Annotated in this window: 28 protein-coding genes; 6 read left to right on the forward strand and 22 right to left on the reverse strand. The window is 72.0% G+C overall.

Translation table 11 applies throughout. The annotated features are described in order from the left end of the window. Positions 1-26 precede the first annotated feature (26 nt). Both AB0K05_RS31810 and sigJ read right to left on the reverse strand, forming a co-directional pair. Positions 27-2,114: a glycoside hydrolase family 6 protein gene (locus tag AB0K05_RS31810; RefSeq protein WP_364234000.1), complete on the reverse strand. Its 2,088-nt coding sequence runs from the start codon at positions 2,112-2,114 to the stop codon at positions 27-29. A gap of 64 nt (positions 2,115-2,178) precedes the next feature. Beyond that, positions 2,179-3,069, reverse strand: a complete 891-nt coding sequence (gene sigJ / locus AB0K05_RS31815) for an RNA polymerase sigma factor SigJ (protein ID WP_364234003.1) — start codon at positions 3,067-3,069, stop codon at positions 2,179-2,181. A gap of 92 nt (positions 3,070-3,161) precedes the next feature. On the opposite strand from sigJ, the gene AB0K05_RS31820 reads away from it, so the two are divergent. After that, on the forward strand, positions 3,162-3,548 hold the full coding sequence (locus AB0K05_RS31820) for a hypothetical protein (RefSeq protein ID WP_271277016.1): 387 nt from the start codon (positions 3,162-3,164) through the stop codon (positions 3,546-3,548). On the opposite strand, the gene lgt is transcribed toward AB0K05_RS31820, so the two are convergent. Both lgt and AB0K05_RS31830 read right to left on the reverse strand, forming a co-directional pair. After that, positions 3,524-4,411, reverse strand: coding sequence for a prolipoprotein diacylglyceryl transferase (gene lgt / locus AB0K05_RS31825; protein WP_271277017.1), 888 nt, complete (start codon positions 4,409-4,411; stop codon positions 3,524-3,526). The two genes, AB0K05_RS31820 and lgt, sit on opposite strands and share 25 nt — an antisense overlap. 64 nt (positions 4,412-4,475) lie before the next feature. Then, a complete protein-coding gene (locus AB0K05_RS31830) occupies positions 4,476-5,402 on the reverse strand; it encodes a zinc-binding dehydrogenase (RefSeq protein WP_364234007.1) in 927 nt (308 codons plus the stop codon). 101 nt (positions 5,403-5,503) lie between these two features. Here AB0K05_RS31830 and AB0K05_RS31835 point away from each other — a divergent pair, with 101 nt between their 5' ends. Then, on the forward strand, positions 5,504-6,196 hold the full coding sequence (locus AB0K05_RS31835) for a TetR family transcriptional regulator (RefSeq protein WP_364234010.1): 693 nt from the start codon (positions 5,504-5,506) through the stop codon (positions 6,194-6,196). Here AB0K05_RS31835 and AB0K05_RS31840 read toward each other — a convergent pair. From AB0K05_RS31840 to AB0K05_RS31850, 3 genes are all read right to left on the reverse strand, one after another. Beyond that, positions 6,183-7,055, reverse strand: coding sequence for a hypothetical protein (locus tag AB0K05_RS31840; protein WP_364234013.1), 873 nt, complete (start codon positions 7,053-7,055; stop codon positions 6,183-6,185). The two genes, AB0K05_RS31835 and AB0K05_RS31840, sit on opposite strands and share 14 nt — an antisense overlap. A gap of 54 nt (positions 7,056-7,109) precedes the next feature. Beyond that, positions 7,110-7,868: a class I SAM-dependent methyltransferase gene (locus tag AB0K05_RS31845; protein ID WP_364234016.1), complete on the reverse strand. Its 759-nt coding sequence runs from the start codon at positions 7,866-7,868 to the stop codon at positions 7,110-7,112. Positions 7,869-7,933: 65 nt separating this feature from the next. Further along, a complete protein-coding gene (locus tag AB0K05_RS31850) occupies positions 7,934-8,161 on the reverse strand; it encodes an ATP-binding protein (protein ID WP_364234019.1) in 228 nt (75 codons plus the stop codon). On the opposite strand from AB0K05_RS31850, the gene AB0K05_RS31855 reads away from it, so the two are divergent. Then, the gene (locus AB0K05_RS31855) at positions 8,067-8,561 is read left to right on the forward strand and encodes an ABC transporter permease (RefSeq protein ID WP_364234021.1); all 495 of its coding nucleotides are present in this window, start codon (positions 8,067-8,069) and stop codon (positions 8,559-8,561) included. The genes AB0K05_RS31850 and AB0K05_RS31855 overlap by 95 nt on opposite strands. 21 nt (positions 8,562-8,582) lie before the next feature. After that, positions 8,583-9,080, forward strand: coding sequence for an ABC transporter permease (locus AB0K05_RS31860; RefSeq protein WP_364234024.1), 498 nt, complete (start codon positions 8,583-8,585; stop codon positions 9,078-9,080). A 91-nt stretch (positions 9,081-9,171) separates the two neighbouring features. Here the strand turns inward: AB0K05_RS31860 and AB0K05_RS31865 are convergent, their stop codons facing one another. After that, positions 9,172-9,396 (reverse strand): hypothetical protein, encoded by a 225-nt coding sequence (locus tag AB0K05_RS31865; protein ID WP_364234027.1) that lies wholly within the window; start codon positions 9,394-9,396, stop codon positions 9,172-9,174. A 273-nt stretch (positions 9,397-9,669) separates the two neighbouring features. Here AB0K05_RS31865 and AB0K05_RS31870 point away from each other — a divergent pair, with 273 nt between their 5' ends. Continuing rightward, positions 9,670-12,495: a BTAD domain-containing putative transcriptional regulator gene (locus AB0K05_RS31870; RefSeq protein ID WP_364234029.1), complete on the forward strand. Its 2,826-nt coding sequence runs from the start codon at positions 9,670-9,672 to the stop codon at positions 12,493-12,495. A gap of 21 nt (positions 12,496-12,516) precedes the next feature. Here the strand turns inward: AB0K05_RS31870 and AB0K05_RS31875 are convergent, their stop codons facing one another. From AB0K05_RS31875 to AB0K05_RS31905, 7 genes are read right to left on the reverse strand one after another with little or no spacing between them, the layout of a single operon-like run. Continuing rightward, positions 12,517-13,695, reverse strand: coding sequence for an ABC transporter permease (locus tag AB0K05_RS31875; RefSeq protein WP_364234032.1), 1,179 nt, complete (start codon positions 13,693-13,695; stop codon positions 12,517-12,519). Further along, on the reverse strand, positions 13,695-14,369 hold the full coding sequence (locus AB0K05_RS31880) for an ABC transporter ATP-binding protein (protein WP_364234035.1): 675 nt from the start codon (positions 14,367-14,369) through the stop codon (positions 13,695-13,697). The genes AB0K05_RS31875 and AB0K05_RS31880 overlap by 1 nt, the downstream gene beginning before the upstream one ends. Then, on the reverse strand, positions 14,362-16,080 hold the full coding sequence (locus tag AB0K05_RS31885; RefSeq protein ID WP_364234038.1) for a peptidoglycan-binding protein: 1,719 nt from the start codon (positions 16,078-16,080) through the stop codon (positions 14,362-14,364). The genes AB0K05_RS31880 and AB0K05_RS31885 overlap by 8 nt, the downstream gene beginning before the upstream one ends. Positions 16,081-16,108: 28 nt before the next feature. After that, entirely contained in the window at positions 16,109-16,981 is an 873-nt protein-coding gene (locus AB0K05_RS31890) for a hypothetical protein (protein WP_364234041.1), read from the reverse strand. A 33-nt stretch (positions 16,982-17,014) separates the two neighbouring features. Continuing rightward, on the reverse strand, positions 17,015-17,938 hold the full coding sequence (locus AB0K05_RS31895) for a hypothetical protein (RefSeq protein ID WP_364234043.1): 924 nt from the start codon (positions 17,936-17,938) through the stop codon (positions 17,015-17,017). After that, positions 17,935-18,258 carry a PadR family transcriptional regulator gene (locus AB0K05_RS31900; RefSeq protein WP_148035860.1) on the reverse strand — a complete coding sequence of 108 codons (324 nt, stop codon included), beginning with the start codon at positions 18,256-18,258 and terminating at the stop codon, positions 17,935-17,937. Before AB0K05_RS31900 ends, AB0K05_RS31895 begins: the two co-directional genes overlap by 4 nt. Positions 18,259-18,301: 43 nt before the next feature. Further along, the gene (locus AB0K05_RS31905) at positions 18,302-18,970 is read right to left on the reverse strand and encodes a DNA alkylation repair protein (RefSeq protein ID WP_364234047.1); all 669 of its coding nucleotides are present in this window, start codon (positions 18,968-18,970) and stop codon (positions 18,302-18,304) included. 303 nt (positions 18,971-19,273) lie between these two features. On the opposite strand from AB0K05_RS31905, the gene AB0K05_RS31910 reads away from it, so the two are divergent. Then, positions 19,274-19,765, forward strand: a complete 492-nt coding sequence (locus AB0K05_RS31910) for a hypothetical protein (RefSeq protein ID WP_271277031.1) — start codon at positions 19,274-19,276, stop codon at positions 19,763-19,765. On the opposite strand, the gene AB0K05_RS31915 is transcribed toward AB0K05_RS31910, so the two are convergent. The 7 genes from AB0K05_RS31915 to AB0K05_RS31945 form a co-directional block, all read right to left on the reverse strand. After that, entirely contained in the window at positions 19,752-20,270 is a 519-nt protein-coding gene (locus AB0K05_RS31915; RefSeq protein ID WP_364234050.1) for a DUF1707 domain-containing protein, read from the reverse strand. The two genes, AB0K05_RS31910 and AB0K05_RS31915, sit on opposite strands and share 14 nt — an antisense overlap. Next, positions 20,267-21,070, reverse strand: coding sequence for an ABC transporter permease (locus AB0K05_RS31920; protein WP_148035856.1), 804 nt, complete (start codon positions 21,068-21,070; stop codon positions 20,267-20,269). The genes AB0K05_RS31915 and AB0K05_RS31920 overlap by 4 nt, the downstream gene beginning before the upstream one ends. Next, on the reverse strand, positions 21,067-22,032 hold the full coding sequence (locus AB0K05_RS31925) for an ATP-binding cassette domain-containing protein (protein ID WP_148035855.1): 966 nt from the start codon (positions 22,030-22,032) through the stop codon (positions 21,067-21,069). Before AB0K05_RS31925 ends, AB0K05_RS31920 begins: the two co-directional genes overlap by 4 nt. A gap of 17 nt (positions 22,033-22,049) precedes the next feature. Continuing rightward, the gene (locus AB0K05_RS31930) at positions 22,050-22,979 is read right to left on the reverse strand and encodes a DUF4097 family beta strand repeat-containing protein (protein WP_364234054.1); all 930 of its coding nucleotides are present in this window, start codon (positions 22,977-22,979) and stop codon (positions 22,050-22,052) included. Further along, a complete protein-coding gene (locus AB0K05_RS31935) occupies positions 22,979-23,497 on the reverse strand; it encodes a toxin-antitoxin system HicB family antitoxin (RefSeq protein ID WP_219546837.1) in 519 nt (172 codons plus the stop codon). Before AB0K05_RS31935 ends, AB0K05_RS31930 begins: the two co-directional genes overlap by 1 nt. A gap of 89 nt (positions 23,498-23,586) precedes the next feature. Continuing rightward, complete coding sequence (locus tag AB0K05_RS31940) at positions 23,587-24,351, reverse strand: ABC transporter permease (protein ID WP_364234056.1); 765 nt, start codon at positions 24,349-24,351, stop codon at positions 23,587-23,589. After that, complete coding sequence (locus tag AB0K05_RS31945) at positions 24,348-25,283, reverse strand: ABC transporter ATP-binding protein (protein WP_364234058.1); 936 nt, start codon at positions 25,281-25,283, stop codon at positions 24,348-24,350. Before AB0K05_RS31945 ends, AB0K05_RS31940 begins: the two co-directional genes overlap by 4 nt. Positions 25,284-25,356: the final 73 nt, after the last annotated feature.

Genomic DNA, 25,356 nt, shown 5'->3' on the forward strand with positions numbered 1-25,356 from the left:
GCTCGCGCGGACGATGAGCGCGGGCCTCACCGCAAGGGCGGGTCGGCCAGTTGCGCCCGTTCGAGGGCCAGCTCGGCCCACCACTCGCCCGCCTCAGGTGACACGACGCCGCGCTCCGGGTCCTTCTCGCCGTCGGTGCCGCGCCGGCACCGGCCTCCTGACGTGCCCGCCCGCGCGATCCACAGGTAGGCGTCCACCAGCTCCTCGCCCGTCGCCGTGGTCGGCCGGTCGCCGACGCCCCTGCCCGGCGGGTTGCACCAGGTCTGCGGGTCGGGGTAGCTCCTGGCCGGGGCCCAGGAGCCCTGGCCGTTCCTGCCGGTGTCGACGACGAAGTGCGGCATGGTGGCCGGGTCCGCCCGCACGTCCGCGGGGCAGTCCTTCCGGCCGGTGGCGCGCCGGACGGCGACGCAGGCCGACAGCTTCTTGCCGTACGCGACGGCCTTCTCGGTGCGCTGGAAGCCGGCCGTGTTGACGAAGAAGCCGTCCGCCCGGTCGATGCTCGCGCCGATCAGGCGTTCGGCCATGGGTTCCGTGCCCGGCCAGAGGTCCTGGCCGCCGTCGAGGTAGACGGCGGTGTTCGGGTTGGACTTGAGGGCCTGGACGGCCTGGCGCAGGTCTTCGTAGCGCTGATCAGAGGAGCCCTGGGGGTCGCAGTTCGCCGTGCCGGGCAGCCTGGCGAGGCTGCCGGGCTCCAGGATGACCGCCGCGCGCGCGTCGCCGATCTGGGCGGCTATGCCCTTGATCCAGTCGTGGTAGGCGGCGAGGTCGGCGGAGGCCGCAGGGCCGCACTCGCTGCCCGGCAGGCGGTTGATCAGGAACACGGGCACGGCGTCCCGCTGCCCGGCGGCCGTGACGGCGTCCTTCACCTTGGCGCCGGCCTCGGGCTTGCCGAGGCGGATGGCGTACGGGATGGCGGCCAGTTTCGTCATGAGCTCGGCGTCCTTCGGCCGGTCCTCGGCCCAGAGCTTCGCCTGGCGGTCGGCCTCCGGCTCGGGCGGGGCGTAGAAGCGGACGTCCTTCCCGGCCCGCAGGGGGTTCCGCGCGGCGGTGGTTGGAGAGGCCGCCGGCGACGCTGTGTCGACCGTACCCTTGGCCGTCGGATCCCGGACGCCCTGCCCCTGCGACGCGAACGCCGCCACCACCCCGGCCGTGGCGACGACCACGGCAGCGGCCCCGGCCACCCACTTGCGCCGGCCGTCCACGACGCGCGCCGCTTGTGCCGGTGCGGGTCCGGGGGACGAGGACCGGGGTGGCCTGGTCGGACCGGCCCGTTCGGCGCTCCCGCCCGTCTCGTTCGGCGGAGCGACGGGTAACGGGATGGACGTGCTGAGGTGGTCCAGGATCTCCTGGGCGGTGGGACGGTCCGCGGGCGTCTTGAGCAGGGCGGCCGCGACCACGTCGTGCAGCTGGCCGGAGAGCCCGTGCAGGGCCGGGGGCTCGTTGACGATGCGGAGGAGCACCGTGGGCACCGAGCCCGAACCGAAGGGCGACGCCCCGGCCGCGGCGAAGGCCACCGTGGACCCCCACGAGAAGATGTCCGACGCGGGACCCACCTGCGAGCCCGAGACCTGCTCGGGAGACATGTACGCCGGCGTCCCCACGATCGCGCTGCTCATCTCCGCGTCGGCGAGGCGCGCGATGCCGAAGTCGATGACCTTGGGCCCCACCTGGGACAGCAGCACGTTGGCCGGTTTGAGGTCGCGGTGCACCACCCCCGCCCCGTGGATGGCCCGCAGCGCCACCGCCATGGACGCCGCCAGCCCGTCCAGCGCCGAGCCCTTCAACGGCCCAGATCGGCGCACGACGTCCTCGAGGTTCGGTCCCTCGACGTACTCGGTGACCAGGTAGGCCGTCTCGCCCTCGACGTCGGCGTCCAGCACCGGGGCCGTGCAGAAGCGGGCGACCCGCCGGGCGGCGGCGACCTCGCGGGCGAAGCGGCGGCGGAAGTCGGCATCCGCGCTCATCCTGTGGTGGATGAGCTTGACGGCCACCCGCGTGCCGTCCGGTCCCTCACCCAGGTAGACGACCCCCATCCCGCCCTCGCCCAGCCGGGCGAGCAGGACGTACGGCCCGGCCAGGCGTGGATCCCCGTCGCGCAACGCCACCAAGGTCATAGACCGTCAGGTTAGCCCGCGGCCGGTGGCCCTTCCAGACCTCACTCTTCCCGCCCGGTGCGAGCTACGGCGACATCCACGGCCGTAGCTTCCGCGGGTTGCGGACCGCCCAGATCCGGGTGACGCGGCCGTCGGCGACGTCGAACGAGGCCACGACCACGACTTCCCCGGCACGCCGGGCCACCAGGCCCGGCACGCCGTTGACCGACCGCTCCAGGAGTTCGAGCCCCGGCGCCTTGTCGGCGATGGCGACCATGTACCGGGCGATGCGCGCGCCGCCTTCGACCGGGCGCAGGACGGTGCCGACCACGCCGCCGCCGTCGGCGGTCATCACGGCGGCCGGGTCGAGGAGGTCGACGAGGGCCGCGATGTCCTTCGTCTCCCATGCCTCTTTCACCCGCCGCACCGTGTCGGCCTGCCCGGCCGCCGTCACGGGAGCGCGCGCGACGCCCACCCGCCGCCGCGCGGAGGCCGCCAGCTGCTTGCAGGCCGCAGGGGTACGGCCGAGGACGCCGGCGATCTCGGCGAAGGGGTAACGGAACACGTCGTGCAGGACGAACGCCACCCGCTCGGCCGGCGTCATCGACTCCAGGACGACGAGGAAGGCCATGGTCACCGATTCGTCCAGGACCAGCTGGTCGGCGGGGTCGGCGCCCTGGCCGTGGTTCCACTCGGCGCGGTCGGGCAGCGGCTCGGGCAGCCACGCGCCGACATAGCGTTCGCGCCGGGCCCGCGCCGATCCGAGCACGTCCAGGCAGATGCGGCCGGTCACCGTCGTCAGCCAGGCGCCGGGGGACACGATCTCCTCCTGCCGGCTCCGTGGCAGCGCGTACCAGCGCGCGTAGGCCTCTTGCACGGCGTCCTCGGCCTCGGCCAGCGAACCGAGCAACCGGTAGGCCACGTTGATCAGTTGGCGCCGCTCACCGGCCGTCTCATCGGTGCTGGCCGTCCCCACGCTGCCGACCGCCTTACCTTTCGCGGGCCCGCGTCGTCGGGCTGGTGAGACCTTATCCATGCACCGCCTCCGGGCGGAAAGGAGACCTTGTCATGGCCACCCAGGCGACGGCACAGCGCGGCCTCTCGTTTCTGCGGGTCGCGATCGCCCTGCAGACCCTGACCATCTTCCTTCAGGCGGTCTCCGCCGGACTGCTGCTGACCTTCTCCTACGGAGAGACGCTGCACAGCGCGGGAGCCCGCGTGATGTTCGGGGCGTCAGTGCTGTACGTGCTCGCGGCGGTGCTGGCGTGGAAGCCGGGCGGCGGCTCACCCCGGCCCGTCTGGCAGGCGGCCGGCTTCCTCGCCCTCGCTTCCGTCCAGGTCGTGCTCGGCATCGCGCACGTGCCGTCGGTCCATCTCCCTCTCGGCGTCCTGATGTTCGGGCTGAGCGTTCTGGCGCTGGCGCGGGGTCCTCAGGAACCTCTCGGAGTGCGGTGAGCGTCCTCCTCCGCGTCGGCCTGCTCGGGCGAAGCGGGCACCACGATCTCTTCGGTGTCCTTGTGACGGGTCACCCAGAAGTACACCAGCGCCCCGGCGAGCAGCACGATCGAGGTCCACTGGTTGATCCGCAGGTCCAGGAACATGACCGCGTGGTCCACCCCGCCGACCGGGTCGATCCGCAGCCCTTCGATCCAGAACCGCCCCAGCGTGTAACCGGCGACGTAGAGGGCGAACAGGCGGCCGTGCCGGAGCGTGAACCGTCTGCCGGCGTAGATCAGGGCGAAGCCGAGCGCGACGTTCCACAGCGACTCGTACAGGAATGTCGGGTGGTAGAGCACGCCCGGCTGGCCGCCGTGCGCCTGGTCGATCTCCAGGCCCCACGGCAACGTGGTCGGGCTCCCGTACAGCTCCTGGTTGAACCAGTTGCCCCAGCGGGCGATCGCCTGCCCGAACGCGATGCCGGGCGCGACCGCGTCGGCCACGGCGCTGACGGACAGTCCCCGGCGGCGGCAGGCCAGCCACACGCCCACGCCCCCCAGGGCGACCGCGCCCCAGATGCTCATCCCGCCTTCCCAGATGAACAGCGCCTGGTAGGGCTCCTTGATCGCGCGCGGGCCGAAGTACAGCTGCCAGTCGGTGATGACGTGGTAGAGGCGGGCGCCGATCAGGCCGAACACCACCCCGGGCACCGCGATGTCGGTGATCGCGCCTTCCTCGCCGCCCCGGGCGCGCCAGCGCCGCTGACTGAGCCAGACGCCGAAGGCGATGCCGACGATGAAGCACAACGCGTACGCCCGGATCGGAATGAATCCGAGATGCCAGACACCTTCGGAAGGGCTGGGAATCGAGGCGAGGGGCATGACCGTGACGGTAGCCGATGCGGCCCCGATTCGTCGCGTGCGCGATTCGTCCGGGGTGAGGTCGTCAGGCGATGTCGAGGACGGCCTTGCCGTGCAGGCGGCGGCCCAGGAGGGCGTCGATCGCCTCGGCGGCCTTGTCCCAGGGGCCGCGCCAGGCGATCTGTGGGGTGAGGACACCCGCGGCGACCTTGGCGGCCAGCCAGGTGAGGTCGGGGCCCAGGTCGGACTCGCCGGGCAGGTAGAAGGACACGATGGAGCGGTCGTGGCCGCGGTCGCCGGACAGCATCGGGTACGGGAAGCTCTCGCCCTCGCCTGTCACCCGGCCCACCGCGACGAGGGCGCCGCCGGGGGCGAGGCGGTCGTAGGCCGCGACGAGGTGGTGACCGCCCACCATGTCGAGGACGCCGTGCACCGGTTCGTCCACGTTCTCCGGGCCGGCGAGCACTTCGTCGGCTCCGAGGGCGCGCAGAGTGTCGCCGTGCGCGGCGGGGTCGCCGGTGGAGGCGATGACGTGGGCGCCGGCCAGCCGGGCGAGCTGGACGGCGTACCTGCCGACGCCTCCTGTCGCGCCGGTGATCAGCACCCGCCTGCCGAGGACCGGGCCGAGGCGGCGCAGGGCGCGCAGGGCCGAGAGTCCCGCGACGGGGATCGTGCTGATCGCGCCGGGGTCGGCGCCCTCGGGCACGGTGCCCATCATGCCGGTGTGCACGGCGCGCTGTTCGGCCCAGGCGCCGGCCATGCCGAGGGTGATCACGGGGGTGCCCGCCGGTGGGCTCGATCCGTCGCCGGCGGGCCGTACCACCACTCCGGCGGCGTCCCAGCCCAGGACCGCGCCCGCCGGCGCCCCCTGCCGCGCCAGGGACGCTTCGCCGTGGTTCAGGGACGTGGCGGTCACGCGTACGAGAGCCTCGTCCGGTGCGGGGACGGGGTCGGGCGTCTCGCCCAGGCGGAGCCCGCCGGGGGCCGCGGGGTCGGTGATCAAAGCGCGCATGGTGGTGCCTTTCGTCGAAGTGCGCCGACATGGCTCACTATAACGCCACTCAGTGGCATAAACCTCCTGCAGGCGTTAGCGCATCCGTTACACTTGGAGGGGTGGACAGCACCGCACCGACCCGACCGGACGTACTCGCCCGCCGGGTGATGACCGAGGACGAACTCCGTGACCTGCCGCTGCGCGAGCGCAAGAAGGCGCGGACTCGGCAGGCCCTGATCGACACGGCGCTGGAGCTGTTCACGGAGGGGGGCTTCGACGGCGTGACGCTCGACGAGCTGTGTGACGCGGTGGAGATCTCCAAGCGCACGTTCTTCCGCACCTTCACCAGCAAGGAGGACGTGGCCGGCGCGCCCACGCACGATCTGTGGATCGCCTTCCTCGACGACATCGAGTCCCGCGACCCCTCCGGCGCCGCGATCCTGCCGTTCCTGTGCGACGCGCTGCTCTCCGTCATCGACCGGATGCCCGCCGAGGGGTGGACCCGCCGCGTCCTGCTCAACCTGCGACTGGCCGACAAGACCCCGTCGCTGGACGCGCACTGCCGTTACATGTGCGACCTCATCACCCGCACCGCCCTCGACATCCTGTCCCGCCGCTTCGACGTGCCGCCGGAACGCGACGATCCCCGTCTTCGCCTGGCCCTGGACATGGCGGTCGCGGCCTTTCACCACGCCCTGGAAGGGTGGGCCGCCGACCCGGCGGAGCCCACCCGCGCCTCCCTGACGGCCCGCATACGCGACACCTTCACCGCCGTCCCCGGCGCCTTGACCCTGACCCTCACGCCCCGCTGACTACGAAGAGTTCTTCGACGCTTCGTACGGTGACCGCCTTGTGGATCCACGCTTCGAGCGTTTCCTGGTCGGTGCAGCCGAGGATGCGTTCCCGCGTCTCGTCGGACACTTCGAGGCCGCGTGTCTCGAGAACCATCAGGATCGCTTTGGCCTCTCCCTTGGCTTCTCCCAAGCTCTCGCCGTGGGCGATCCAGCCGCGTACCCACGGGTGCTTGATCTCATCCAGGACGGCCACTGCGATCTCCCTGAACTTGGTGACAACGGACTCGGGCAGCAGCGCGAGTACCAGATCAGAATAACTCCGCTGCTCCTGGGACAGGTGCTGCTGTGAGTCATGCAGTACTTGCAGGACTTTGAGGCCTTCGTCGCCATCGCCATGCACGACGGCGGACAGGGCGGTCAGCTCGGGCTCGGCGATGGCGCGGGCGATATCGGTGATCATGGGCACCTGTTCCGGGCCCACCACCACCGGGCAGAGGATCCAGCCGGGATGCCCCATGTCGATATGAGTGGCGCACCTTCTGGCTTCCGCCGCGTCGGGGCAGAAGACGAGAAGGACGCAGGGACACTTGAGGCGCGCCCGCAGCGTGGCCAGATATACCGGCCACGACCAGTGTTTTCGTCTGTCGTATCTGCGTTGCACCTCCAGTACGACGGCGAAGACTCGCTTGTCGTCGACCATGGCGACGACCGAGTCCGCGCGGTATTCGGTAGGCCGGCAGTCGTTCAGGTCGGCGCTTTCCAGCCGGGCCTCCTTGAACGCGGGCACCTTGAGGCCGACTTCGGCCAGCAGGGTCGCGACCAGGGAGGGTCGATGGCGGACGAGTTCGATGAGGAACTCGTGCTCCTGCGTCAGCATGCCTGGATATTACTCACAGCTACTGCTTGTTTACTGTGAGTTTCGGCTGTTCGCTCAGTTGCGTTCGAGGGTGAGGAGTGGCTCGGAGAAGACGGGTGCCGGGGCGTCGGGGTCCGCGGCGACCGCCTGTTCGAGGCGGCGGAAGCCGGTCTCCAGGTCGTCGGGGCTGAGCTGGGCGAAGAACGAAAGGGTACGCAGGCGCAGTCGTTCGAGCATGTCGCCGAGGGTGCCGTAGGACGGTTCGGTGACCGTGCGGAAGTCGGTGACACGCCAGCCGTCCGACGTGAACATCGCGATGACCTCGTGCAAGGGCTGGAACAGGGCGGCGTCCACCTCGTAGCCGCGGGGGAAGTGTTCCAGCCACCACGGCCTGGGGTGGTGGTCGCTGAAGTTGGCGCGCAGCAGGAGGCGCCCGCCGGGCCGGAGCACCCTGGCCAGCTCGCGGGCCGCGCGTGGTTTGTCCTGGACGTGGTGCCAGGACAGGAACATGAGCGCGTAGTCGGCGCAGGCGGACGGCACCGGCATGTCCTCGGCGGAGCCTGCCAGATAGCGCACCTCGGGATGGCGGGACTGGGCCTGCGCTGTCTCGCGCATGCGGACCGACGGCTCGACGCCGGTGACAGGGCCGAACGCGCGCGCCAGTGCGGGGGTGAACCTGCCGGTCCCGGAGCCGACGTCCAGCCCGGCGAGCGGGCGCGCCTCGGGCAGCGCCGCCTCGAAGGCGCTGATCCATGTCCGCAGTTGCTCCTCGTTGAGCGCCCGGCCGCGCGCGTAGTCCTGGTGCTGCTCGGTGTCGTAGTCGATCCGCCTCATCGCAGCTCCCGCCTCACCGGGTCACCCCGATGTATCGACTTGATATATCGGGACGATATGCAGGATCACGCCACGACGCAAGGTCGCGACGAGGGCAGGCGCACGGTCATCGTCAGCCCGCCTTCCTCGCGCGGTTCGGCCACGACGGTGCCCTGGTGGGCCTGGGCCGTGGCGCGCACGATGGACAGCCCCAGCCCGGTGCCGCGGTCGGAGCGCACCCGGTCGGTCCGCAGACGGCGGAACGGCTCGAAGATCGCTTCCAGGTCGTACGCGGGCACGGACGCCGCGCTCATGGTCCGCAGGATCGCGGGAGTCACCGACGCCAGCGCCACCGGCACCGTGGCCGCGACCATCCGCAGGACCGACCGCGTTCCCAAGGAGGACACGGGCGGACTGACCGTCCAGGCCACCTCCCTGGACCTGCTGGACACGCTCGACGGGCGCGTGGGCACCGGACGGTGGCTCGACGAGGCGATCGCCCGCCAGCCCGCGGTCGTCCTCGGCGCGGTCGCCGCCCGGAGGCTCGGCGTCACCCGTACCGGAGTCCAGGTGTGGGTGGGCGAGCGGTGGTTCACCGTGACGGGCGTGCTCACCTCGCTGCCGCTGGCGCCGGAGATCGACCGGGCCGCGCTGATCGGATTCCCGGTCGCGCGGGAGCGGCTCGGCTTCGACGGCCATCCCACGACCGTCTAAGAGCGGTCGACCGAGGAATCGGTGGCGCGGGTCAGGGGCATGCTCGCCCGGACGGTCAGCCCCGAGCGGCCGCACGAGGTCGCGGTCTCACGCCCGTCGGACGCGCTGGCCGCCCGCGCTGCCGCCGCGGGCACCTTCACCAACCTGCTGCTGGGGCTCGGCGCGGTCGCGCTGCTCGTCGGCGGGGTGGGCGTGGCCAACACGATGGTGATCTCGGTGCTGGAGCGACGCAAGGAGATCGGGCTGCGCCGGGCGCTCGGCGCCACGCGGGGGCAGATCAGGATCCACTTCCTGACGGAGTCGCTGCTGCTGTCGGTGCTCGGCGGGGTGGCAGGACTCGCGCTCGGCGGCCTGGTGACCACGGGGTACGCGCTGTCGCGGGGCTGGCCGCCCACGGTGCCGCCCTGGGTGCTGGGGGGCGCCTTCGCCGCCACGCTGGCCGTCGGTGCGGTGGCCGGGATCTACCCGGCGATCAGGGCCTCCCGGCTGGCTCCCACGGCGGCCCTCGCGGCAAGCTGACATCCGGCCGGGAACGTGGAAACGCTCCCGGCAGGACACCTATGACCGGAGTCCCGGTGCCGAGAAGAACACCGGAATCTTCAGGACATCCCTACGGCCGGGCGAGGGCGTACATCTTCGTGGAGCCGACCTTGATCGTGGTGCAGTAGTACTCGGGACCCGCGGAGTTGGCGTCGGAGTTGCACTGCTTCGCGCCCGCGGTGGTGTACGGATACCACCTGACGACGACCTGGGCGGAGGCCGGGGCCGGAGCGAGGACGACGGTCATCGCGGCGGCGGCGATGGCGGTCGACAGGCCTAGAGAGATACGCCTCATGGCAACCTTCATGCGCGAATCCTTTCGAGGTATGGAGCCTTGCGGAAAGACGACGGTGAACGCCGATTCCGACGGCCCTATCCACGGAATTTCGGTCCGAGCCTATGGATGACGTGCCTGTTTTCCGCCTGTTTTCCGCACGAGTCAGAGGCAGGGACCGGTCCCCGCGCAGCCGGAGGGATGCCCTGATCTGGGGCGATGTCGTGATCTTTCCGCCTGTCGGCCCTACACTCGTGCGGAGTCAGGAGGTGGGGAGGGGGCAGGGAGCCGCTGATGGCAGGTGGGGACGCTTCCGCGCCGGCGACGCTGTTCCGCCTCCTCGGGCCCGTCCAACTGGAGGCGGGGGCCGAACGGGTCACCTTCTCCGGCAAGCAGGGAGCCCTCCTCACGGCCCTGCTGCTGCACGCCGATCGCGTGGTCTCGACGCAGCGGCTGGCGGAGGCGGTCTGGGGCGAGCCGTTGCCCAGCGGCTCGGCCTCCCGGGTCAGGATGCTCGTCTCCGAGGTGCGCCGTGCCTGCGCCGCCCTGGGAGCCGACGTCATCGCCACCCAGCGGCCGGGCTACGTCCTGCGGCCGTCCCCTGGAGGGCTCGACCTCGCCTGCTTCAACTCCCGGGTGGCGCTCGCCCGCGAAGCGGTGGCCGAGGGCCGGTCCGAGGAGGCGCTCGGCCACTTCGACCGGGCGCTGGGCTGGTGGCGGGGCGCCCCGCTCGCCGGGGTCACCGGCTCGTTCGCCGAGGCGCAGGCCGAGTGGCTGGACGGGCTGAGACTCGACGCGCTGGAGGAGCGGCAGTCCGTGCTGCTGGCCCTGGGCAGGAACACCGACGTCGTCACGGAGGCCCGCGCGCTGGCGGCCGAGGCCCCGCTCAGGGAACGCCTCCACGGGCAGCTCATGCGGGCGCTGTACGAGAGCGGACGGCGCGGCGAGGCACTGGAGGTGTACCGGCAGTTCCGGGACCGGTCGGTCGGCGAGCTGGGCCTGGAGCCCACGAACGAGCTCCAGCGGCTGCAGCGGCTGATCCTGCGGTCCGACGCGGGCCCGCGCGAGCGACCGGGCACGGACCGCCCGCCGCGGCGGGACGAGCCGCCCGTGCTGCCCGTGCCCAGCCAGCTTCCCGCCGCACCCGCGTCCTTCACCAACAGGAGCCGCGAACTGCGGGAGCTCGACCGGCAGCCGGCCTTCGGCGCGGACAGCGTCGGCGTCGCCGTGATCAGCGGGCCCGGCGGCATCGGCAAGACCTGGCTGGCGCTCCACTGGGCGCACACCCACCGCGACCGCTATCCCGACGGACAGCTGTACGCGAACCTCCGGGGTTTCGACGACGCCGAGGAGCCGGTGCCGCCGGGCACCGTGCTGCGGCACTTCCTGGGAGCGCTGGGCGTGCCCCCCACGGTCATCCCCGTGGAAGAGGAGGCGCAGGCCGCGCTCTACCGTTCCGTCCTGGCGGAGCGCCGGCTGCTCGTCGTGCTGGACAACGCCAGGGACAGCGCCCAGGTGACGCCGCTCATCCCGGGAAGGCCGGGCTGCACCGTGCTGGTCACCAGCCGCAACCGGCTCGTGAGCCTGCACGCCACGCACTCCGCCCGGCTGCTGGAGGTCGGCGCCTTCTCCGACGAGGAGGCCCACCACATGCTCTCCCACCAGCTCGGCCCGGAGACCATGGCCGCGGACCCCGCCTCCGTCGGCGTGCTGCTGGAGCACAGCGGCGGCCTGCCCCTGGCGCTGGGCGTGCTGGCCGCCCGCGTGAGCGCGCATCCGGGCTTCCCCCTGGCCGTTCTCGCCCGGGAGCTCCGCGATCCGGCCACCAGGCTCGACGCGCTGCAGACCGGCGATCTGGGCGCCGGTCTGCGTGCCGTGTTCGCCTCCTCGTACGCGGCGCTGGACGCGCGGGCCGCGCGGCTCTTCCTCTTGCTGGGGACGGCCCCGGGCCCCGAGATCGGCCTGCCCGCGACGGCCGCGCTCGCCGGGCTCCCGCCCGCCGAGACCCGCGCCCTGATCTCCACCCTCGAGACCGCGAACCTGGTCCGGCAGGTCTCCCCCGGCCGCTACTGGATGCATGACCTCGTCCGGCTGTACGCCGCCGAACAGGCCGAGGCCGACCTGCCCGCCGGCACGCGGCGACAGGCTCTGGTACGCCTGATCGAGGCCTACACGGCGATGGCCTGCGCAGCGGACCGGGTGCTCTACCCCCACCGCCCCGCCATCGCGGCCCCTCCCTGGCAGGGGGACGACCCGGCCTTCGAGGACGCCACGGCCGCGCTGGCCTGGTTCGAGACCGAACTGCCGTGCCTGCTGGTCGCGCACCACCTGACCCCCGGGCTGGGCATGGACGCGGCGGGCTGGCAGCTCGCCTGGGGCATGAACACCTTCCTGCTGCGCCGCTCCTTCAACAGGGAGCGGCTCGCCTCCTGGGAGATCGCGCTGGCGGCCGCGGACCGGCTGGACGACCCGCACACCACCGCCGTCGTCCACTGGCACACGGGATACGCCCACGCGGCGGCCGACCGGATCGACGAGGCGATCGACCACCTCGACCGGGCGCTGGAGCTGTTCGAGCGGGCCAGGGACTGGTCCAGGCTGGCCCAGGTGCACCACACGGTGGGCTGGATGTGGAGCGTGCGCGGGCAGCCGCGGCGCGGGCTCCGCCACGCGCGGGCCGCGCTGCGGCTCCAGCGCGAGGCGGGCGACCCCATCTGGGAGGCCAACGCCCTCAGCGCCGTGGGCTGGATCCGCCTGCAGCTCGGCGAGCACGAGGCGGCGCGCGACGCCTGCGAGCGGGCACTCACGCTCTTCCGCCGCCACCACGACCGCGGTGGCGAGGCCGCCACGCTCGACAGCCTCGGCATGCTCGCCTTCCGCCAGGGCGAGTACGAGCGCGCGCTGGAGTACTACGGGCAGTGTCTCGACCTGCGCAAGATCACCGGGAACGCCTTCCAGAGCGCCGACACGCTGGTCGGCCTGGGCGACGCGCACCACGCGCTCGGAGACGACACGGCGGCGAGGGACGCCTGGCGGGACGCGCTGGCCCTGTACGAGTCACAGCATCGCCGTGCCGAGGCCGAGCGGGTGCGGGAGAAGGTCTCGGCGACGCGTGATTGACAGGGGCGGCCCCGCGCTCGGTCAGCGGAGCGCGTCCACCGGCTCCATCCTGGCGGCACGCAGCGCCGGATGGAGCCCGGCCAGCAACCCCACCACGGCTCCCACGACGGGCGCGGCGACGGCCAGGCGTACGTCGAGCAGCGGTGTCCACTGTTTGGCCGCGGACACCGCGACGATCGTCACCACGCCCAGGCTCGCGCCGATCACACCGCCGGTCAGCCCGATCAGCGTCGACTCGAGCAGGAACTGGGCGGCGATGTGCCGCCTGGCCGCGCCGAGTGCGCGGCGCAGGCCGATCTCGGTGACCCGCTCCATGACGGTGACGAGGGAGACGTTGGCGATGCCGACCGCGCCGACGACGAGCGAGACCAGGCCGAGGATCATGAACAGCGCGTTGACGTCGTCCTGGGCCTGGTCGCGGGCCCTGGTCGGGCTGGGCGGGGCGACGACCTGCAGCATGTCCTCGTTCCCCGGGCTGAGCGCGGCCGGCGCCTGTCGGGTGATCAGCCCGGTGGCGCCCAGGCTGGTGTTGACCAGCACCCTGTTCACGTCCCGGAGACCGAACCGCCGGCCCGCGGTGTGCGGGACGATCACGGCGGTGCTCAGGTTCCGTTCGCGGCGCAGGTCGCCGAGCACCCCGATGACGGTGTACGCGTGCTTTCCGATGAAGACGGCCGGCGCCCGGTCGAGCGCGGTGACGCCGAGCATCCTGGCCGCCTGGTCGCCGAGCACCGCCACCCGGTCGCCCCGCCTGACGTGCCCGCTGTCGTAGAACCGGCCCCGCACCATCCGGCCGCGCGCCGCCTCCGGCAGCCCGGTCGTCGCGGCGAGCACGGTGAGGGACTGCGTGGTGACCCGGGTCGGGTCCACGATGTCGGTGGACCGCACCGACAGGTTGGCGCCCTCCTTCGACTCGGCCACGGCGGCCGCCGACTCGACCCCGCGCAGCCGGGTCAGCCGGTCGACCGCGGCCCATCCCACCAGCGGAGCGTGCGGCGACTCCGGCACCTCGACGGTGATGGCGGTGGCCACGAGTTCGTCGAAGCGGCCGACGATCTGGTTGCCCGCGGTGGCGGCCACGCCCAGCGTGACCACGAGCGTGGTGATGCCGAGCACGGTGCCGAGCGTGGTGAGCGCCGCCCGGACGGGTCTGGAGAGCAGCCCGGCGGCCGCCTCGCCGGCCAGGTCCCGGAAATCCATCAGGCCTCCGTCAGCATGCCGTCGGTGATCCGGACCCGGCGCTCGGCGCGCTCGCTGACTTCTCGCTCGTGCGTGATGATCACGATCGTCAGCCCTTGCGTCCGCAGCCCGGCGAACAGGCTGAGCACGGCCTCGGTGTTGCGGCTGTCGAGGTTGCCGGTGGGCTCGTCGCACAGCAGCAGGGCCGGCTCTCCCATGAGGGCCCGGGCGATGGCCGCGCGCTGGCGCTCGCCGCCCGACAACCGGCCCGGTGGGAAGCCCGTACGGTGGCCGAGGCCGACGCGTTCGAGCGCCGCCAGCGCCCGCTCCCGCCGTCCCTTCCGCGGCCGCCCGCCGTAGACCTCGGCGAGCATGACGTTCTCGGCCAGGCTGCGGTGGGGGAGCAGGTGGAAGGACTGGAAGACGAAGCCGATGCGGTCGCCGCGCAGCCTGGTACGGGCGCCGTCCTTCAGCGTCGTGGTCTCGGTTCCGTCGAGGCGGTAGCTGCCCGTGGTCGGGCGGTCGAGCAGGCCCAGCACGTTGAGCAGCGTCGACTTGCCGGAGCCCGACGGGCCGACGATCGCCACGTAGTCGCCCCGGTCCACCCGGAACGACACGTCGTCGAGGGCGCGTACCGGAGGCCGGGAAGGAAACTCCTTCGTGATCGCGCGCAGCTCGATGACCGGCTCAGACATCGCTCACCACCACCCGGTCGCCTTCCTTGAGCTCGCCCGTCACCTCGACGTTCCCGTCGGCGGCCAGGCCCGTCCGCACCTCGACGTCCCTGGTCCTGTCGGGGGCGTACTCGACGCGGACGCGTGTCCTGCCGTCCGCGCCGGTGATGACCGCGGCGATCGGCACCACCAGCACCGGCTCCTCGGTCGCCCCGACCGTGATCCGCGTCGTCACCGCGGTCCCGGCCTTCAGTCCCTTCATCGAGGCGGGGGTGAGCAGGACAGGCCGGCCCCCGTCGGCGGCCGGTCCCGCGCTCTCGCTTCCCATCGCGGCCCGCTCGCCGACGGCGGTGAGCGTCGCCGGGAGCTTCCTGCCGGTGCCGGGCTCGATCTCGGCCCGCATGCCCGCCCGCAGCAGGCCCGACTCCGCCGCCTCGACCGTGCCCGTCACCATGAAGACGGAGCTGGTCACGGTCGCCACCTCGGCTTCGACGCGCTGCCCGGGCTTCACCTCGCTCTTGTGCACGCGGGCCGGCAGCTTCGGCAGGAACACCACCTCCCCTGGCGGTACGGACGTTCCGTACGTGCGCGCGAACTCGGCGAGCATCGCCTCGGCCGCCGCCACGTTCTTCCTGGCGTTGGCGACCTTGAGCCGCGCCGGCGCGAGCTGCCTGGCCTGGCGCAGCGCCTGCTGGGCCGTGGCCAGCGCCTCCCGCGCGTCGCGCACGGCCTTGCGCAGCTCGGTCAGCCGGGTCTCGCGGCCCTGCGCGGCCTCCGCCAGGATCCTGCTCCTGGCCTCTCCCGCGGCGGCGAGCTCCGCCTCGGCGTTCGCCACCCGCATCTCCAGCAGCTCCCTGTCGACGGGCGGGGCCGTGGCCCGGGGGCCGTCCGACGGGGCGGCGGTGGGCTGGTCACCGGCCGCGGCGAGGGCCCGCCGCGCCTCCGCCAGCTTCTCCCGCGCCGTGCGCGCCGCCTCGTCGGCCGCCGCCAGCCTGGTCTCGTCCTCGGACGTGAGCCGCCGCGACTCGGCCTGCTCCAGAGCCTTCTTCGCCGCCGCCAGGTCGGCCTCGGCGTTGGCCGCCCTGAGCTTCAGCGGGGACACGTCACGTCCCCGGTCGAGCGCCTGCCGCTCCGTCGCGAGCGTCTCCCGCGCCGTCCGCACGGCCTGGCGCAAGGTGTCGTAGGTCTGCCGGTCGGCGAGTGCCGGTTTCTGGGCCTCGTACCCCTTGGCCGCGTACATCCTGGCGACGGCGGCGATCGTGGCCTGGTCGAAGACGCCGGTGCGCGGGCCGCCGTACCCGAGCCTGCGCAGTGCGCGCTGCAGTTGCCCGACGTCGGCGCCCTCGGCGCCGGGTGTGATCGTGCGGTGCATCGGCACGGCGCCGCGCAGGGCGAACACCGGGCGGCCGTTGACCTCCATGAGCACCGCGCCCTCCACGAGCCTGCCCTTGCGCGGTGCCCGGGTGGCTCGCTGCAGCTCTTCCCCGCCGCCGACGGCCCCGGCGAGGCTCACGGGCAGCGGTGAGCCGTACTCCACCGTGCCGCTGACCACCACGGCGCTGACCAGCCGGCGGCGTTCGACGGCGACGGTGACGAGCGACGGCCGCGGCGCGGCGCGGCGGGCGGCCTCGTCCGCGGGTGAGCGCAGCCTGGCACCCAGGGCCCAGCCGACGCCGGCGATGACCACGACGCCGGCGAGAACGGCGACGAGAAGCTTGCGCGGGGACTTCATCGGACCCGCGGCCCGCCGATGGACGTCGTCACGGTGTCACGCCCCCGAACATCCGCGTCACCCTGTCGCTGATCTCCCGGTTCCTCGGCTCGTACGCGGCGTAGAAGTCCTTGCCGCACTCCACGTCGTCCAGGGCCGCCTTGATCTCCTTGTCGGCCCACTGCCGGGCCGTGGCGGGGGCGAGGCGCGGAACGATGTAGCGCCCTTCGCTGATGCCTTCCTCGGGGATGTCGTCGTTCAGGGCGATCCGCTTCAGCTGCTCCTCGAACGTGTTCGGGACCTGCCTGCCGATGTCCGCCGGCCTGACGGAGTCGATGCGGTAGCCCTTGCCCTTGAGGCAGTCGCCCATGGCCGCGGCCAGCTCGATCAGCTCGGGGTCGCCGTTGAGCTCGCGGTCGAGCGTCTGGTCGATCATCTGGTTGCGCTGCTCGGCCAGGTCCTCCGCGGAACGGACGACCCGGCCGGTGACCTTCTTGACCGCCTGGGCCCGGCAGGATTCGAGCGCCTTGTCGTAGGCCGCCAGCTGAGCGGGGGAGAGCTCGTTCTTGATGGTGAAGTTGGGGCTGTCCGACTCGCTCCAGACGACTTCCTTGAGGCTCGGGTCGGCGATGGTGGTGAAGATACCGAACCCGCGCTTGCGGGCGATCGCCCGCATCGCCTCGTAGTCGCCCGAGGCGGCTTTGTCCTGCTCGTCGCCGGTCTTCGGATCGGGGGTCCAGGCGACGTACTTGAAGCCTTCCCGCTTCATGCAGTCGGCGATGGCCGACTGCGTGAGCTGAGCCTGGTCGGCCTTGCTGTCCTCGGCCGGCTGGGGCGCGGATCGGGTCTCGGCCGCGGAGGCGCACGCCGCCGTCCCGGCGAGACAGAGCGCGGCCAGACCCAGGAGGAATCTGTTTGGCATGCGCGGGACCATACTACGTTCAACGAAGTATGGTCAATCGAGGCAGTGGCGCCGATGCCTGAAGGGCGCGAACGCCGCGGCCAGGGTCAGCAGGATCAGCACGCCCTCGTAGGCAAGGTGCTGTTTCGTCAGCTCCGGCGCGTGCAGGATCATCCCGCCCGAGGTCGCGAGCAGGTAGACGCTCGCGGCGAACGCCCACCGGTGGTCGCGTGCCAGATATCCGCACAGCGCCGCCAGGCCGAACGCCGTCACCTCCGCGGCCATCCTGCTCAGACTCAGGGGGTGACCCGCCTCCTCCGCCATCCAGGCCGGACCGGCCCAGGCGGCGGGCACGATCGCCGCCCACCACCACCATGACCTGACCCGCGGCGGCCGGCTCCGGGAGATGAGCACGAGCAGTCCGGCCAGCGCGACCGCGTAACCGGCCGCCGCGACGAGCGGACTGCTGTCACCGAACAGCGGCCGGTCGCCGAGCGGGTTCGGATAGACCGGGAGCACGGTCAGGTCGAACGCAGGCCGCCCGGCCGCGATCGCCGCCGCCTTCACCCCGGTGACCAGCGTGAGCGCGAACGCCGTACGCAGCCGTCCGCGCTGGACGGCCAGCAGCGCGAGCGCCGACAACAGCGTCCACAACGGCAGCGTGCCGGCGTAGGGCAGAAGCGCGGCCAGGTTCGCCGCCGTCACGGCGGTGACGGCCAGGTGGAGGCCGTCCGCCCAGGCGTTGCCCGTCGCCTGATGCAGGATGCGGCTGCGCACGCCGCCCAGAAGCAGGCCCCACACCTCCTTCGGCGGCGGGACGGTCCGTCCCGCCGCGTCGGCGAGCAGGACGTCGAGCAGTTCGTCGCCGTAAGCGGTGCGGTAGTGCCTCGGGTAGGCGAGCAGCAGCTTGCGGTAGCGCCGTTCCAGGACGGACGGGGCGGGTGGTTCGACGGCGGAGGCAGGCTTGACGATCGTCATGGACCGGCCGGGCGCAGGACGAGCGAGGCGGCCGCCTGCATCCGCCTCGCTTCGGCCTCCACCAGAGCCCGGCCTTCGTCGGTGATGCGGAAATAGCGGCGGTTGCGGCCGTTGATCAGCTCTTCGCGGTCCACCGTGATCACGCCACGATCGTTGAGGCGTTCGAGGATGCCGTACAGCGTGCCGACCGACGGCTGGACCCGGCCTCCGGACAGCTCCTTGATGGACTTGCTGATCGCGTGCCCGTGCAGCGGCCCCGCGCGCAGAGCGGCGAGCACGAAGAACATCGGCTCGCTGACTTCGGAGGTTCCTCTTGGCATGAGGCCGACATTATTCCGTTCAACGGAGCATCTGCAACGCCGCTCATCCCCTCTGGCGGCGCACGATCTCGTCGATCCAGATGGGCGCGAAGGGGGACGTGCAGCCCGGGGGAGTCGGGTAGTCCTTGAGCACCTGCAGCCGCTCGCCGATGTCGATGGCCCGGGCGCGGTGCTCGGCGTGATCGATGCCGATCTGGGCCAGGCAGTGGTTCATCGCCCACTGCAGGCGATCCGGGGCGTCCTTCATCTCCGCCTCGATGACGTCGAGCAGCCCCGCGAGGTCGAGGATCTCGGGCTTCTTCGTCACCCGTTCGGTGGTCAGCGCCCAGCCGGCGCTCGCGACCACGGGGTCCGGGTCGGCGGACCAGATCAGGCGCAGTTCCTCGGCGTGCGGGTTCTTCTTGACCACGTAGTTCACGAGCCAGTCGTGGACCTTGGGCGTGCGCGCCTCGCGCAGCATGGCGTCCAGCTCGTCACGCTCGAACGCCTTCGGGCGGCAGATCAGGATCGCCACCAGCCTCGCCGCGGTGTCACCCGTCTCCCAGAGCCGGACCGCGAGCTCCTGCTGCGTCTTCAGCCGCTTCGCGAGCGCGCGCAGCTTGCCGAGGTTCACCCCGTGATCGTCACCGTGCTTCTCGTTGACCGCGCGGGTCTTCGGGTCCTCCAGCTCGGCCAGCTCGGCCATCACCTCGGCCGCCGTCGTCTCGGCCACCTCGGCCTCCTGTCCGGTTGCGTACGACGGGGCCACAGTCTCATCTGGCGCTTATATAAGTCAAGGCTGATTGAGTCGGGCCTCGGCGCACGCTTGAAAGTGGGTCGGTCCTGCCAGCCAGAAGCCGGTGCTCCGCGTCTTCTTTGCGGGATGTGTCTGTTGTAGATATCTGATATCGGCGCGGTCAGTGTTCAGGAGGGTGACATGGCGAATTCCTCTTCGAATTCCCGCGGATGGCTGGGGCCGCGATCTGTAGCTTTTTGGACGGTAATAGCAGGAATTGTCGGCATCCTATCCCTTGTCGTGGCGGTAGTGCCGTTATGGCAGGAGACATCGTGGACCGATCCAACACCCAGTCCGACCAGCTCACCCTCTCCGGCCGACTCCTCAGAAGAGCCCAGCCAGGAGCCATCCGAGGAGCCGACCGAAGAGCCGGTCGAGGAGGAGACCGAAGAGCCTGTCGTGGAGGAAACGGAAACACCCGATCCTGATTCGTACCGATATTCGTTCACCCATGCCGGTGCCAGCGCCTACGCCTGTTCCGTGGAAGGCCGGCTCCACTCGGTGAACGGATGGCCCTCACAGCTGATGGTGATCAACGAGAGCCCGTACTCCATACAGATCCATTGGCTGGACAGCGCGGGAAACCGGCAGCAATACACGACGCTGGAGCCCGGTCACAACTACCGGATCGACTCGTTCGGCAACCACGCCTGGCTGATCGCCGACCATGGCGCCAACTGCATCCAGATCTTCGGCCTGGCCGCCAACGGCTCCACCATCACCGTCTCCTGACGAAGGAGCCGGAGTGGGCGGTGCGGACGGTGAGGCGGCCGTAGGTCAGCTCGCCGGTGATCCGGACGTGCGGCCCGCCGGCGAGCCGGGAGGCGGGGGCCTTCCACACCACGGAGCCCCATTCGGTGCGCACCCCGTCGGCGTTCGCGCTCGCCCCGGCGGGCAGGATGATCGTGGCGCTGCCGAACGGGAGCCGGAGCTCGATGTCGATGTGCGGATGCCGGATGACGGCCTGCGACAGGTCGAGCCGTACCCTGCCGTACTCGGAGCTGACGCGCAGGCGGCGCGGGACCTGCCAGTCGCCCGCTCGCCTGATGCTTCCGCCGGTGGTCTCGAGCAGGACCACGTCGTCCGGCAGGTCGGCGAGGATCGGCTCCAGGTCCTTCCATGAGGTGGCGGTCAGGGCGAGTTCGAGGCGCTGTTCCAGCTCGGCGGGCTGGAGCCGGCCGTCCGCGTACGCCTGCTGGACCAGCTCCACCGCCATCTCGCGGTCGTCGGGGGTCATCGGCTGACGGCCTTCTTGTACAGCCGCGTGGCGAGCGGCGCGAACACGGCCAGGAGCAGCACCGACCAGAGGAACGACACCGGCACCGCGTGCCGCAGCGGCCAGGCGTCGGGGACGGGCAGGGCGGGGCTGGTGTTGCCGAACAGCTCGCGTGAGGCCTGGACGAGCGTGGAGACCGGGTTCCATTCGGCGATCGGCTTCAGCGGGCCGGGCAGGCGCGCGCTGTCGACGAACGCGTTCGACAGGAAGACCATCGGGAACGACATGATCGTGGCCACGTTGTTGAAGACCTCGGGCGTGCGCAGGGCCAGCGCGACCGTCGCCGTCACCCAGGAGAAGGCGTACGCGAACAGCAGCAGCATGAGGAACCCCAGGGCCGCCTCCCACGGCGAGGTGTGCACGCGCCACCCGACGAGCAGCCCGACGAGCGCCATCGTCACGATGCTGGTGACGTTCATGATGACGTCGGCGACGGTCTGACCGGTCAGCACCGCCGAGGGCGACATCGGCAGCGTCCGGAACCGGTCGAAGATGCCCCTCTGCAGGTCCTGGGTCAGCGTGTAGCCGGTGATCTGCCCGCTGGAGACGATCGTCATGACGAAGATCCCGGGCAGCAGGTACTCCACGTACGACACGCCCGGCAGGCTGATCATGCTGCCGAAGACGTACGTGAACAGCAGCACGAGCACGATCGGGAGCATGACGACGCCGCCCAGCAGGTCGGGCGCCCGCCGGATCTTCAGGGCGTTGCGCCTGGCGATCGTCACGCCGTCGGCGACGGCGAGATGCAGGGTGTTCATCGTGCGGTCTCCTTGGTCTTCTCGTCGGCCTCGCGTCCCGTGAGGGTCAGGAACACGTCGTCCAGGGTCGGCCGGCGCAGCCCGGCGTCGCGTACGGTGATGCGTTCGGCGGCCAGGCGGACCAGCGCCTCGGTGAGCGCGGACGCGCCGCCCGCGACCGGGATCGTCACCCGCAGGGCGGTCGCGTCGCTCTGCGGGGCGCCCGCGGACAGCGGGGCCAGCACGCGCGTCGCGGACGCCAGGTCCGCGGCGCTCGTCACCGACAGCTCGATCCGGTCGCCGCCGACGTGGCTCTTGAGCTCGTCGGCGGTGCCGAGCGCGATGACGCGTCCGTGGTCGACCACCGCGACGCGGTCGGCGAGCCGGTCGGCCTCCTCCATGTACTGGGTGGTGAGCAGCACCGTCGTGCCCGCCGCGACGAGCTCGGAGATGACGTCCCACAGGCTCGCCCTGGCCCGCGGGTCCAGGCCGGTGGTGGGCTCGTCGAGGAACAGCACCGGCGGGTCGGCCACCAGCGCGCCGGCCAGGTCGAGCCGGCGCCGCATGCCTCCCGAGTAGCCCTGCACCGGGCGGTCGGCGGCGCCCGTCAGGTCGAAGCGCTCCAGCAGCTCGCGGGCGCGCTCCCGGCTGCGCCTGGTGCCCAGGTGGTAGAGGCGGCCGACCATCTCCAGGTTCTCGGCGCCGGTGAGATGGTCGTCGACGGCGGCGTACTGGCCGGAGGCGCCGATCCGGGCGCGTAACCGGCGCGCGTCGCGGACGACGTCGAACCCGGCCACCGTGGCGTGTCCGGCGTCCGGTGTCAGCAAGGTGGTCAGGATCCGCACCGTGGTGGTCTTGCCGGCGCCGTTCGGGCCGAGCAGCCCGAGCACGGTCCCTTCCGGGACGGTCAGGTCCATCCCGTCGAGGGCGACGACGTCGCCGTACTTCTTGACCAGACCTTCGGCCACGATCGCGTCAGGCATGAGCTTCTCCTCACTTGTCAGGAACGGTGGATGACGATGTCGCCGTAGGAGGTGTGGGCCCGCACCTTGACGACGTCGCCGGCCGGGCCGGGGCCGTCGGCGGAGTCCAGGCCGACGTCCACGGATCCGTACTTCGAGCTCACGTCCAGCCAGGCGGCGCTGCCGTCGCGGATGCCCAGCTCCAGCCCGCCGCCGGTGGTCTCCATGACGACCGAGCCGCGGACCGCCTCGCCGATCCGGACGCTGCCGTACGCCGTCTTGGCGACGACGCCGGCCAGGACGCGGTCGACGGCGGCGTCGCCGTGGGCCGTGTTCAGCCGCAGCTCGCCGGTGACCTCCCGGAGGCGGATCTCGCCGTGCGAGTTCCTGATCACCGCCGTGCCGTCGATCTCGCCGACGCGGATGTCGCCGTGGTCCGTGGTGATCTCGGCGTGCCCGGCCGCGCGGGTGACCGAGATGTCGCCGTACGTGGTCTTCAGGCGGAGCCGGCCGGCCGCTTCCACCTGGATGTCGCCGTAGGAGGTGGTGAACGCCACCTCGCCGAGCGGCCCGCGGCAGCGCAGGCCCGCCGCCCGCTTGACGTCGAGGCGGGAGCCCGCGGGCAGGTCGATGGTGACCTGGACCGAGCCGCCCTGGCCGAGCAGCAGCGAGCGCGCCCAGTCGGCGGGCGACTCCACGAGCTTGCCGAGAGACAGGTCCCGGTCGGAGGTGTCCTTGTCGGCCCGGACCAGGAGCCTGCCGCCGGCGTACTCGACCTCGGCGCGCTCGGCGGCCCGCACGTCGGCGTCGTCGAACTCGTCGGCCGGGCGGATCTCCGCCACCGTGTCGTCGCGGTCGCCGGCGTTGACCCGGACGGTGGCGGTCGCCATGTCGATGATGGCCAGGATCGGCTCGGGGGTGTGGAAAGCGGGCATCATGGTCCCCTCGTCATGGGTCGGCGTGGTCATCAGCGCACCCATCCGCTGTAGCGGTTGCCGCTCTGCCGGGTGGCGCGGCGTCCGGTCTCGCCGGGGTCGAGGGCGGCGGACACGGCGCGGACCAGCCAGGCGTTGACCGACAGGCCGTCGCGGGCCGCCGCCTCCTCGATGCGCGGCTTGAGGTGCTCGGGAACCCGGAGCGAGATCCGGGCCGTGCCGCCCTCGTCGGCGTCCGGCGGTGGCGGGGCGGGCGGTGGCGCGGCGGGCCGGTCGCTCTCACCCTCGTCCTCGTACGAGCTGCCGCCCGGCGGTGGCGTCACGACGAAACCGGGGTCGCGGCCGCGCAGGCGCACCTCGACGGAGCCGGGCGCGAGGTCGCGGGTGATCTCGTCGGCGGCGGCGGAAAGAGCTTCAAGCAGCGCGAGCCGGGTGGCCGACTCCAGCGTGGCGGCGAGGCGTTCGCCCAGCACGCGGGCTTCCTCGCCGCCCGCCCCTGCGGCGATCGCCAGCTCGCGGCGGAGGTGATCGACATATGGTGCGAGGTCCATGACGCCACTATGACGCTATTCTGACGCCATTGCAATCCAATAGCGGCGTCTTCATAGCGTCATAGGGGTGTCGGGCCGACCCGTCGTGGCTAGTCCCAGCGGAAGAACACCGCCGCGATCACCGTGCCGAACACCACGTTCGCCGCCAGGGCGACCAGGTGGGCGGCCTCGACGGGCGCGCCGACCCAGGCGGACGACAGGGCCTGGACGCCGGCGCCGAACGGCAGCCACTGCCCGATCGTCGCGACCGCCTCCGGCAGGTTCTGCATCCCGCCGAACATGCCGCCGGTGGCCCCCAGGAGGAAGAAGAGGGTCAGGCCGATCGCCACGGCGGAGTTCGGGGTGGGCGACAGGGCGGCGACGATCAGGCCCACGGCGTACATGGCGGCCACCGTCAGCGCCAGCACGCCGAGCGCCGCGCCGATGTTCACCGGCGTGTTGGCTCCGAACGCCAGCATGGCCACGGCGTAGGCGACCGCGATGCCCACGGCGATCTGCACGATCCCGACCACCGCCTGGGCGACCAGGACCATCATGGGCGAGGCGGGGGTCACGCCGAGACGGCGCAGGATGCCGCTGTGCCGGTAGGCGGCCAGGAAGCTCGGCATGTTGACGATGCCGGTCGTGGCCATGACGATGGCGAACACCAGGGGCAGCACGAACACGTCGAGCGCCGTGCGGCCGTGCGCGACGACGTGCTCGCCGGCGGACGAGGCGTTCATCACCAGGATGAGCACGGGCATGCCGATCGGCACGATCAGCCCGGCGGTGTCGCGGGCCACCATCTTGAGCTCGCAGATCAGCATCTGTCCGAAGGCTCGCGGGCCGGGCCGGTACACGGGGATCTCCGTCATCGGGTGCTCTCCTCCTCGGGGTCCAGCCGGTGCCCGGTCAGCGCGACGAACGCGTCGTCCAGGTTGGCCTGCACGCTGCGGGTCTCGGTGGCCACGACGCCGGCCCTGACGAGCGCGACGCTGACGGCCTGGAGCAGGTCTCCCTTGCCCTCGACCGTGACGCGGTCGCCGTCCGCCCGGACGCGCTCGACCTCGGCGAGCCCTTCCAGGAGCCCTTCCGGTACGGGGGAGGCCGCGCGGAAGGTGACCCGCTGGGCGAACCCGGCCCGCCTGACCAGCCCGGCGGGCGAGTCGAGGGCGACGACCCGGCCCGCGTCGAGCAGCGCGACCCGGTCGCACAGCCGCTCGACCTCCTCCATGGCGTGGCTGACGAGCAGGACGGTCACGCCGGACTCGCGCAGCCCTTCGACGGTCGCCCACATGTGACGGCGCGCCTCGGGGTCGAGCCCGGTGGTGAGCTCGTCGAGGATCACCACCCGGGGGCGTCCGATGAGGGCCAGCGCGATCGACAGCCGTTGCTGCTGGCCGCCGGAGAGGTTGTCGAACCGGGTGCGGGCGGAGTCGGTCAGGCTGACCGACTCGATCAGCTCCCCGGCCGGCACCGGGTCGGGGTAGAAGGTCGCGTACAGCCGGACCAGCTCGGTGACGGTCAGCGCATGGTGCAGGGTGGCGTCCTGCAGCTGGACGCCGAGGACCTGGCGCAGCCGGGCGCGGTCGCGCCGGACGTCCAGGCCGAGCACGCGGACGGTGCCGCAGTCGGGCCGCCGGAGACCGGCGATCATCTCGACGGTGGTCGTCTTGCCGGCCCCGTTGCGCCCCAGGACGCCGAAGATCTCCCCGGCGCCGACCGACAGGCTGACCTCCTCGACGGCGACCTTGGCCCGGTAGCGCTTGTGCAGTCGTTCCGCCTCCACGGCGGGCGTTGATGGCATGCCTCCGACGCTAGGAAGGGGCGGGCGCCGGGCGCCTGTGCCGATGGTCAGCAGGCGCACCCATGACTTTCGG

The sequence above is a fragment of the Nonomuraea sp. NPDC049486 genome (assembly GCF_040676925.1).
Taxonomy (GTDB): Bacteria; Actinomycetota; Actinomycetes; order Streptosporangiales; family Streptosporangiaceae; genus Nonomuraea; species Nonomuraea ferruginea.

Excerpts from the sequence above, each read along its gene's own strand:
- AB0K05_RS31810 (WP_364234000.1), bottom strand. The coding sequence starts at position 2,114 with ATGACCTTGGTGGCGTTGCGCGACGGGGATCCACGCCTGGCCGGGCCG.
- AB0K05_RS31820 (WP_271277016.1), top strand. The coding sequence starts at position 3,162 with ATGGCCACCCAGGCGACGGCACAGCGCGGCCTCTCGTTTCTGCGGGTC.
- lgt (WP_271277017.1), bottom strand. The coding sequence starts at position 4,411 with ATGCCCCTCGCCTCGATTCCCAGCCCTTCCGAAGGTGTCTGGCATCTC.
- AB0K05_RS31830 (WP_364234007.1), bottom strand. The coding sequence starts at position 5,402 with ATGCGCGCTTTGATCACCGACCCCGCGGCCCCCGGCGGGCTCCGCCTG.
- AB0K05_RS31840 (WP_364234013.1), bottom strand. The coding sequence starts at position 7,055 with ATGCTGACGCAGGAGCACGAGTTCCTCATCGAACTCGTCCGCCATCGA.
- AB0K05_RS31845 (WP_364234016.1), bottom strand. The coding sequence starts at position 7,868 with ATGAGGCGGATCGACTACGACACCGAGCAGCACCAGGACTACGCGCGC.
- AB0K05_RS31850 (WP_364234019.1), bottom strand. The coding sequence starts at position 8,161 with ATGAGCGCGGCGTCCGTGCCCGCGTACGACCTGGAAGCGATCTTCGAG.
- AB0K05_RS31865 (WP_364234027.1), bottom strand. The coding sequence starts at position 9,396 with ATGAGGCGTATCTCTCTAGGCCTGTCGACCGCCATCGCCGCCGCCGCG.
- AB0K05_RS31870 (WP_364234029.1), top strand. The coding sequence starts at position 9,670 with ATGGCAGGTGGGGACGCTTCCGCGCCGGCGACGCTGTTCCGCCTCCTC.
- AB0K05_RS31875 (WP_364234032.1), bottom strand. The coding sequence starts at position 13,695 with ATGGATTTCCGGGACCTGGCCGGCGAGGCGGCCGCCGGGCTGCTCTCC.
- AB0K05_RS31880 (WP_364234035.1), bottom strand. The coding sequence starts at position 14,369 with ATGTCTGAGCCGGTCATCGAGCTGCGCGCGATCACGAAGGAGTTTCCT.
- AB0K05_RS31885 (WP_364234038.1), bottom strand. The coding sequence starts at position 16,080 with ATGAAGTCCCCGCGCAAGCTTCTCGTCGCCGTTCTCGCCGGCGTCGTG.
- AB0K05_RS31890 (WP_364234041.1), bottom strand. The coding sequence starts at position 16,981 with ATGCCAAACAGATTCCTCCTGGGTCTGGCCGCGCTCTGTCTCGCCGGG.
- AB0K05_RS31895 (WP_364234043.1), bottom strand. The coding sequence starts at position 17,938 with ATGACGATCGTCAAGCCTGCCTCCGCCGTCGAACCACCCGCCCCGTCC.
- AB0K05_RS31900 (WP_148035860.1), bottom strand. The coding sequence starts at position 18,258 with ATGCCAAGAGGAACCTCCGAAGTCAGCGAGCCGATGTTCTTCGTGCTC.
- AB0K05_RS31915 (WP_364234050.1), bottom strand. The coding sequence starts at position 20,270 with ATGACCCCCGACGACCGCGAGATGGCGGTGGAGCTGGTCCAGCAGGCG.
- AB0K05_RS31920 (WP_148035856.1), bottom strand. The coding sequence starts at position 21,070 with ATGAACACCCTGCATCTCGCCGTCGCCGACGGCGTGACGATCGCCAGG.
- AB0K05_RS31925 (WP_148035855.1), bottom strand. The coding sequence starts at position 22,032 with ATGCCTGACGCGATCGTGGCCGAAGGTCTGGTCAAGAAGTACGGCGAC.
- AB0K05_RS31930 (WP_364234054.1), bottom strand. The coding sequence starts at position 22,979 with ATGACCACGCCGACCCATGACGAGGGGACCATGATGCCCGCTTTCCAC.
- AB0K05_RS31935 (WP_219546837.1), bottom strand. The coding sequence starts at position 23,497 with ATGGACCTCGCACCATATGTCGATCACCTCCGCCGCGAGCTGGCGATC.
- AB0K05_RS31940 (WP_364234056.1), bottom strand. The coding sequence starts at position 24,351 with ATGACGGAGATCCCCGTGTACCGGCCCGGCCCGCGAGCCTTCGGACAG.
- AB0K05_RS31945 (WP_364234058.1), bottom strand. The coding sequence starts at position 25,283 with ATGCCATCAACGCCCGCCGTGGAGGCGGAACGACTGCACAAGCGCTAC.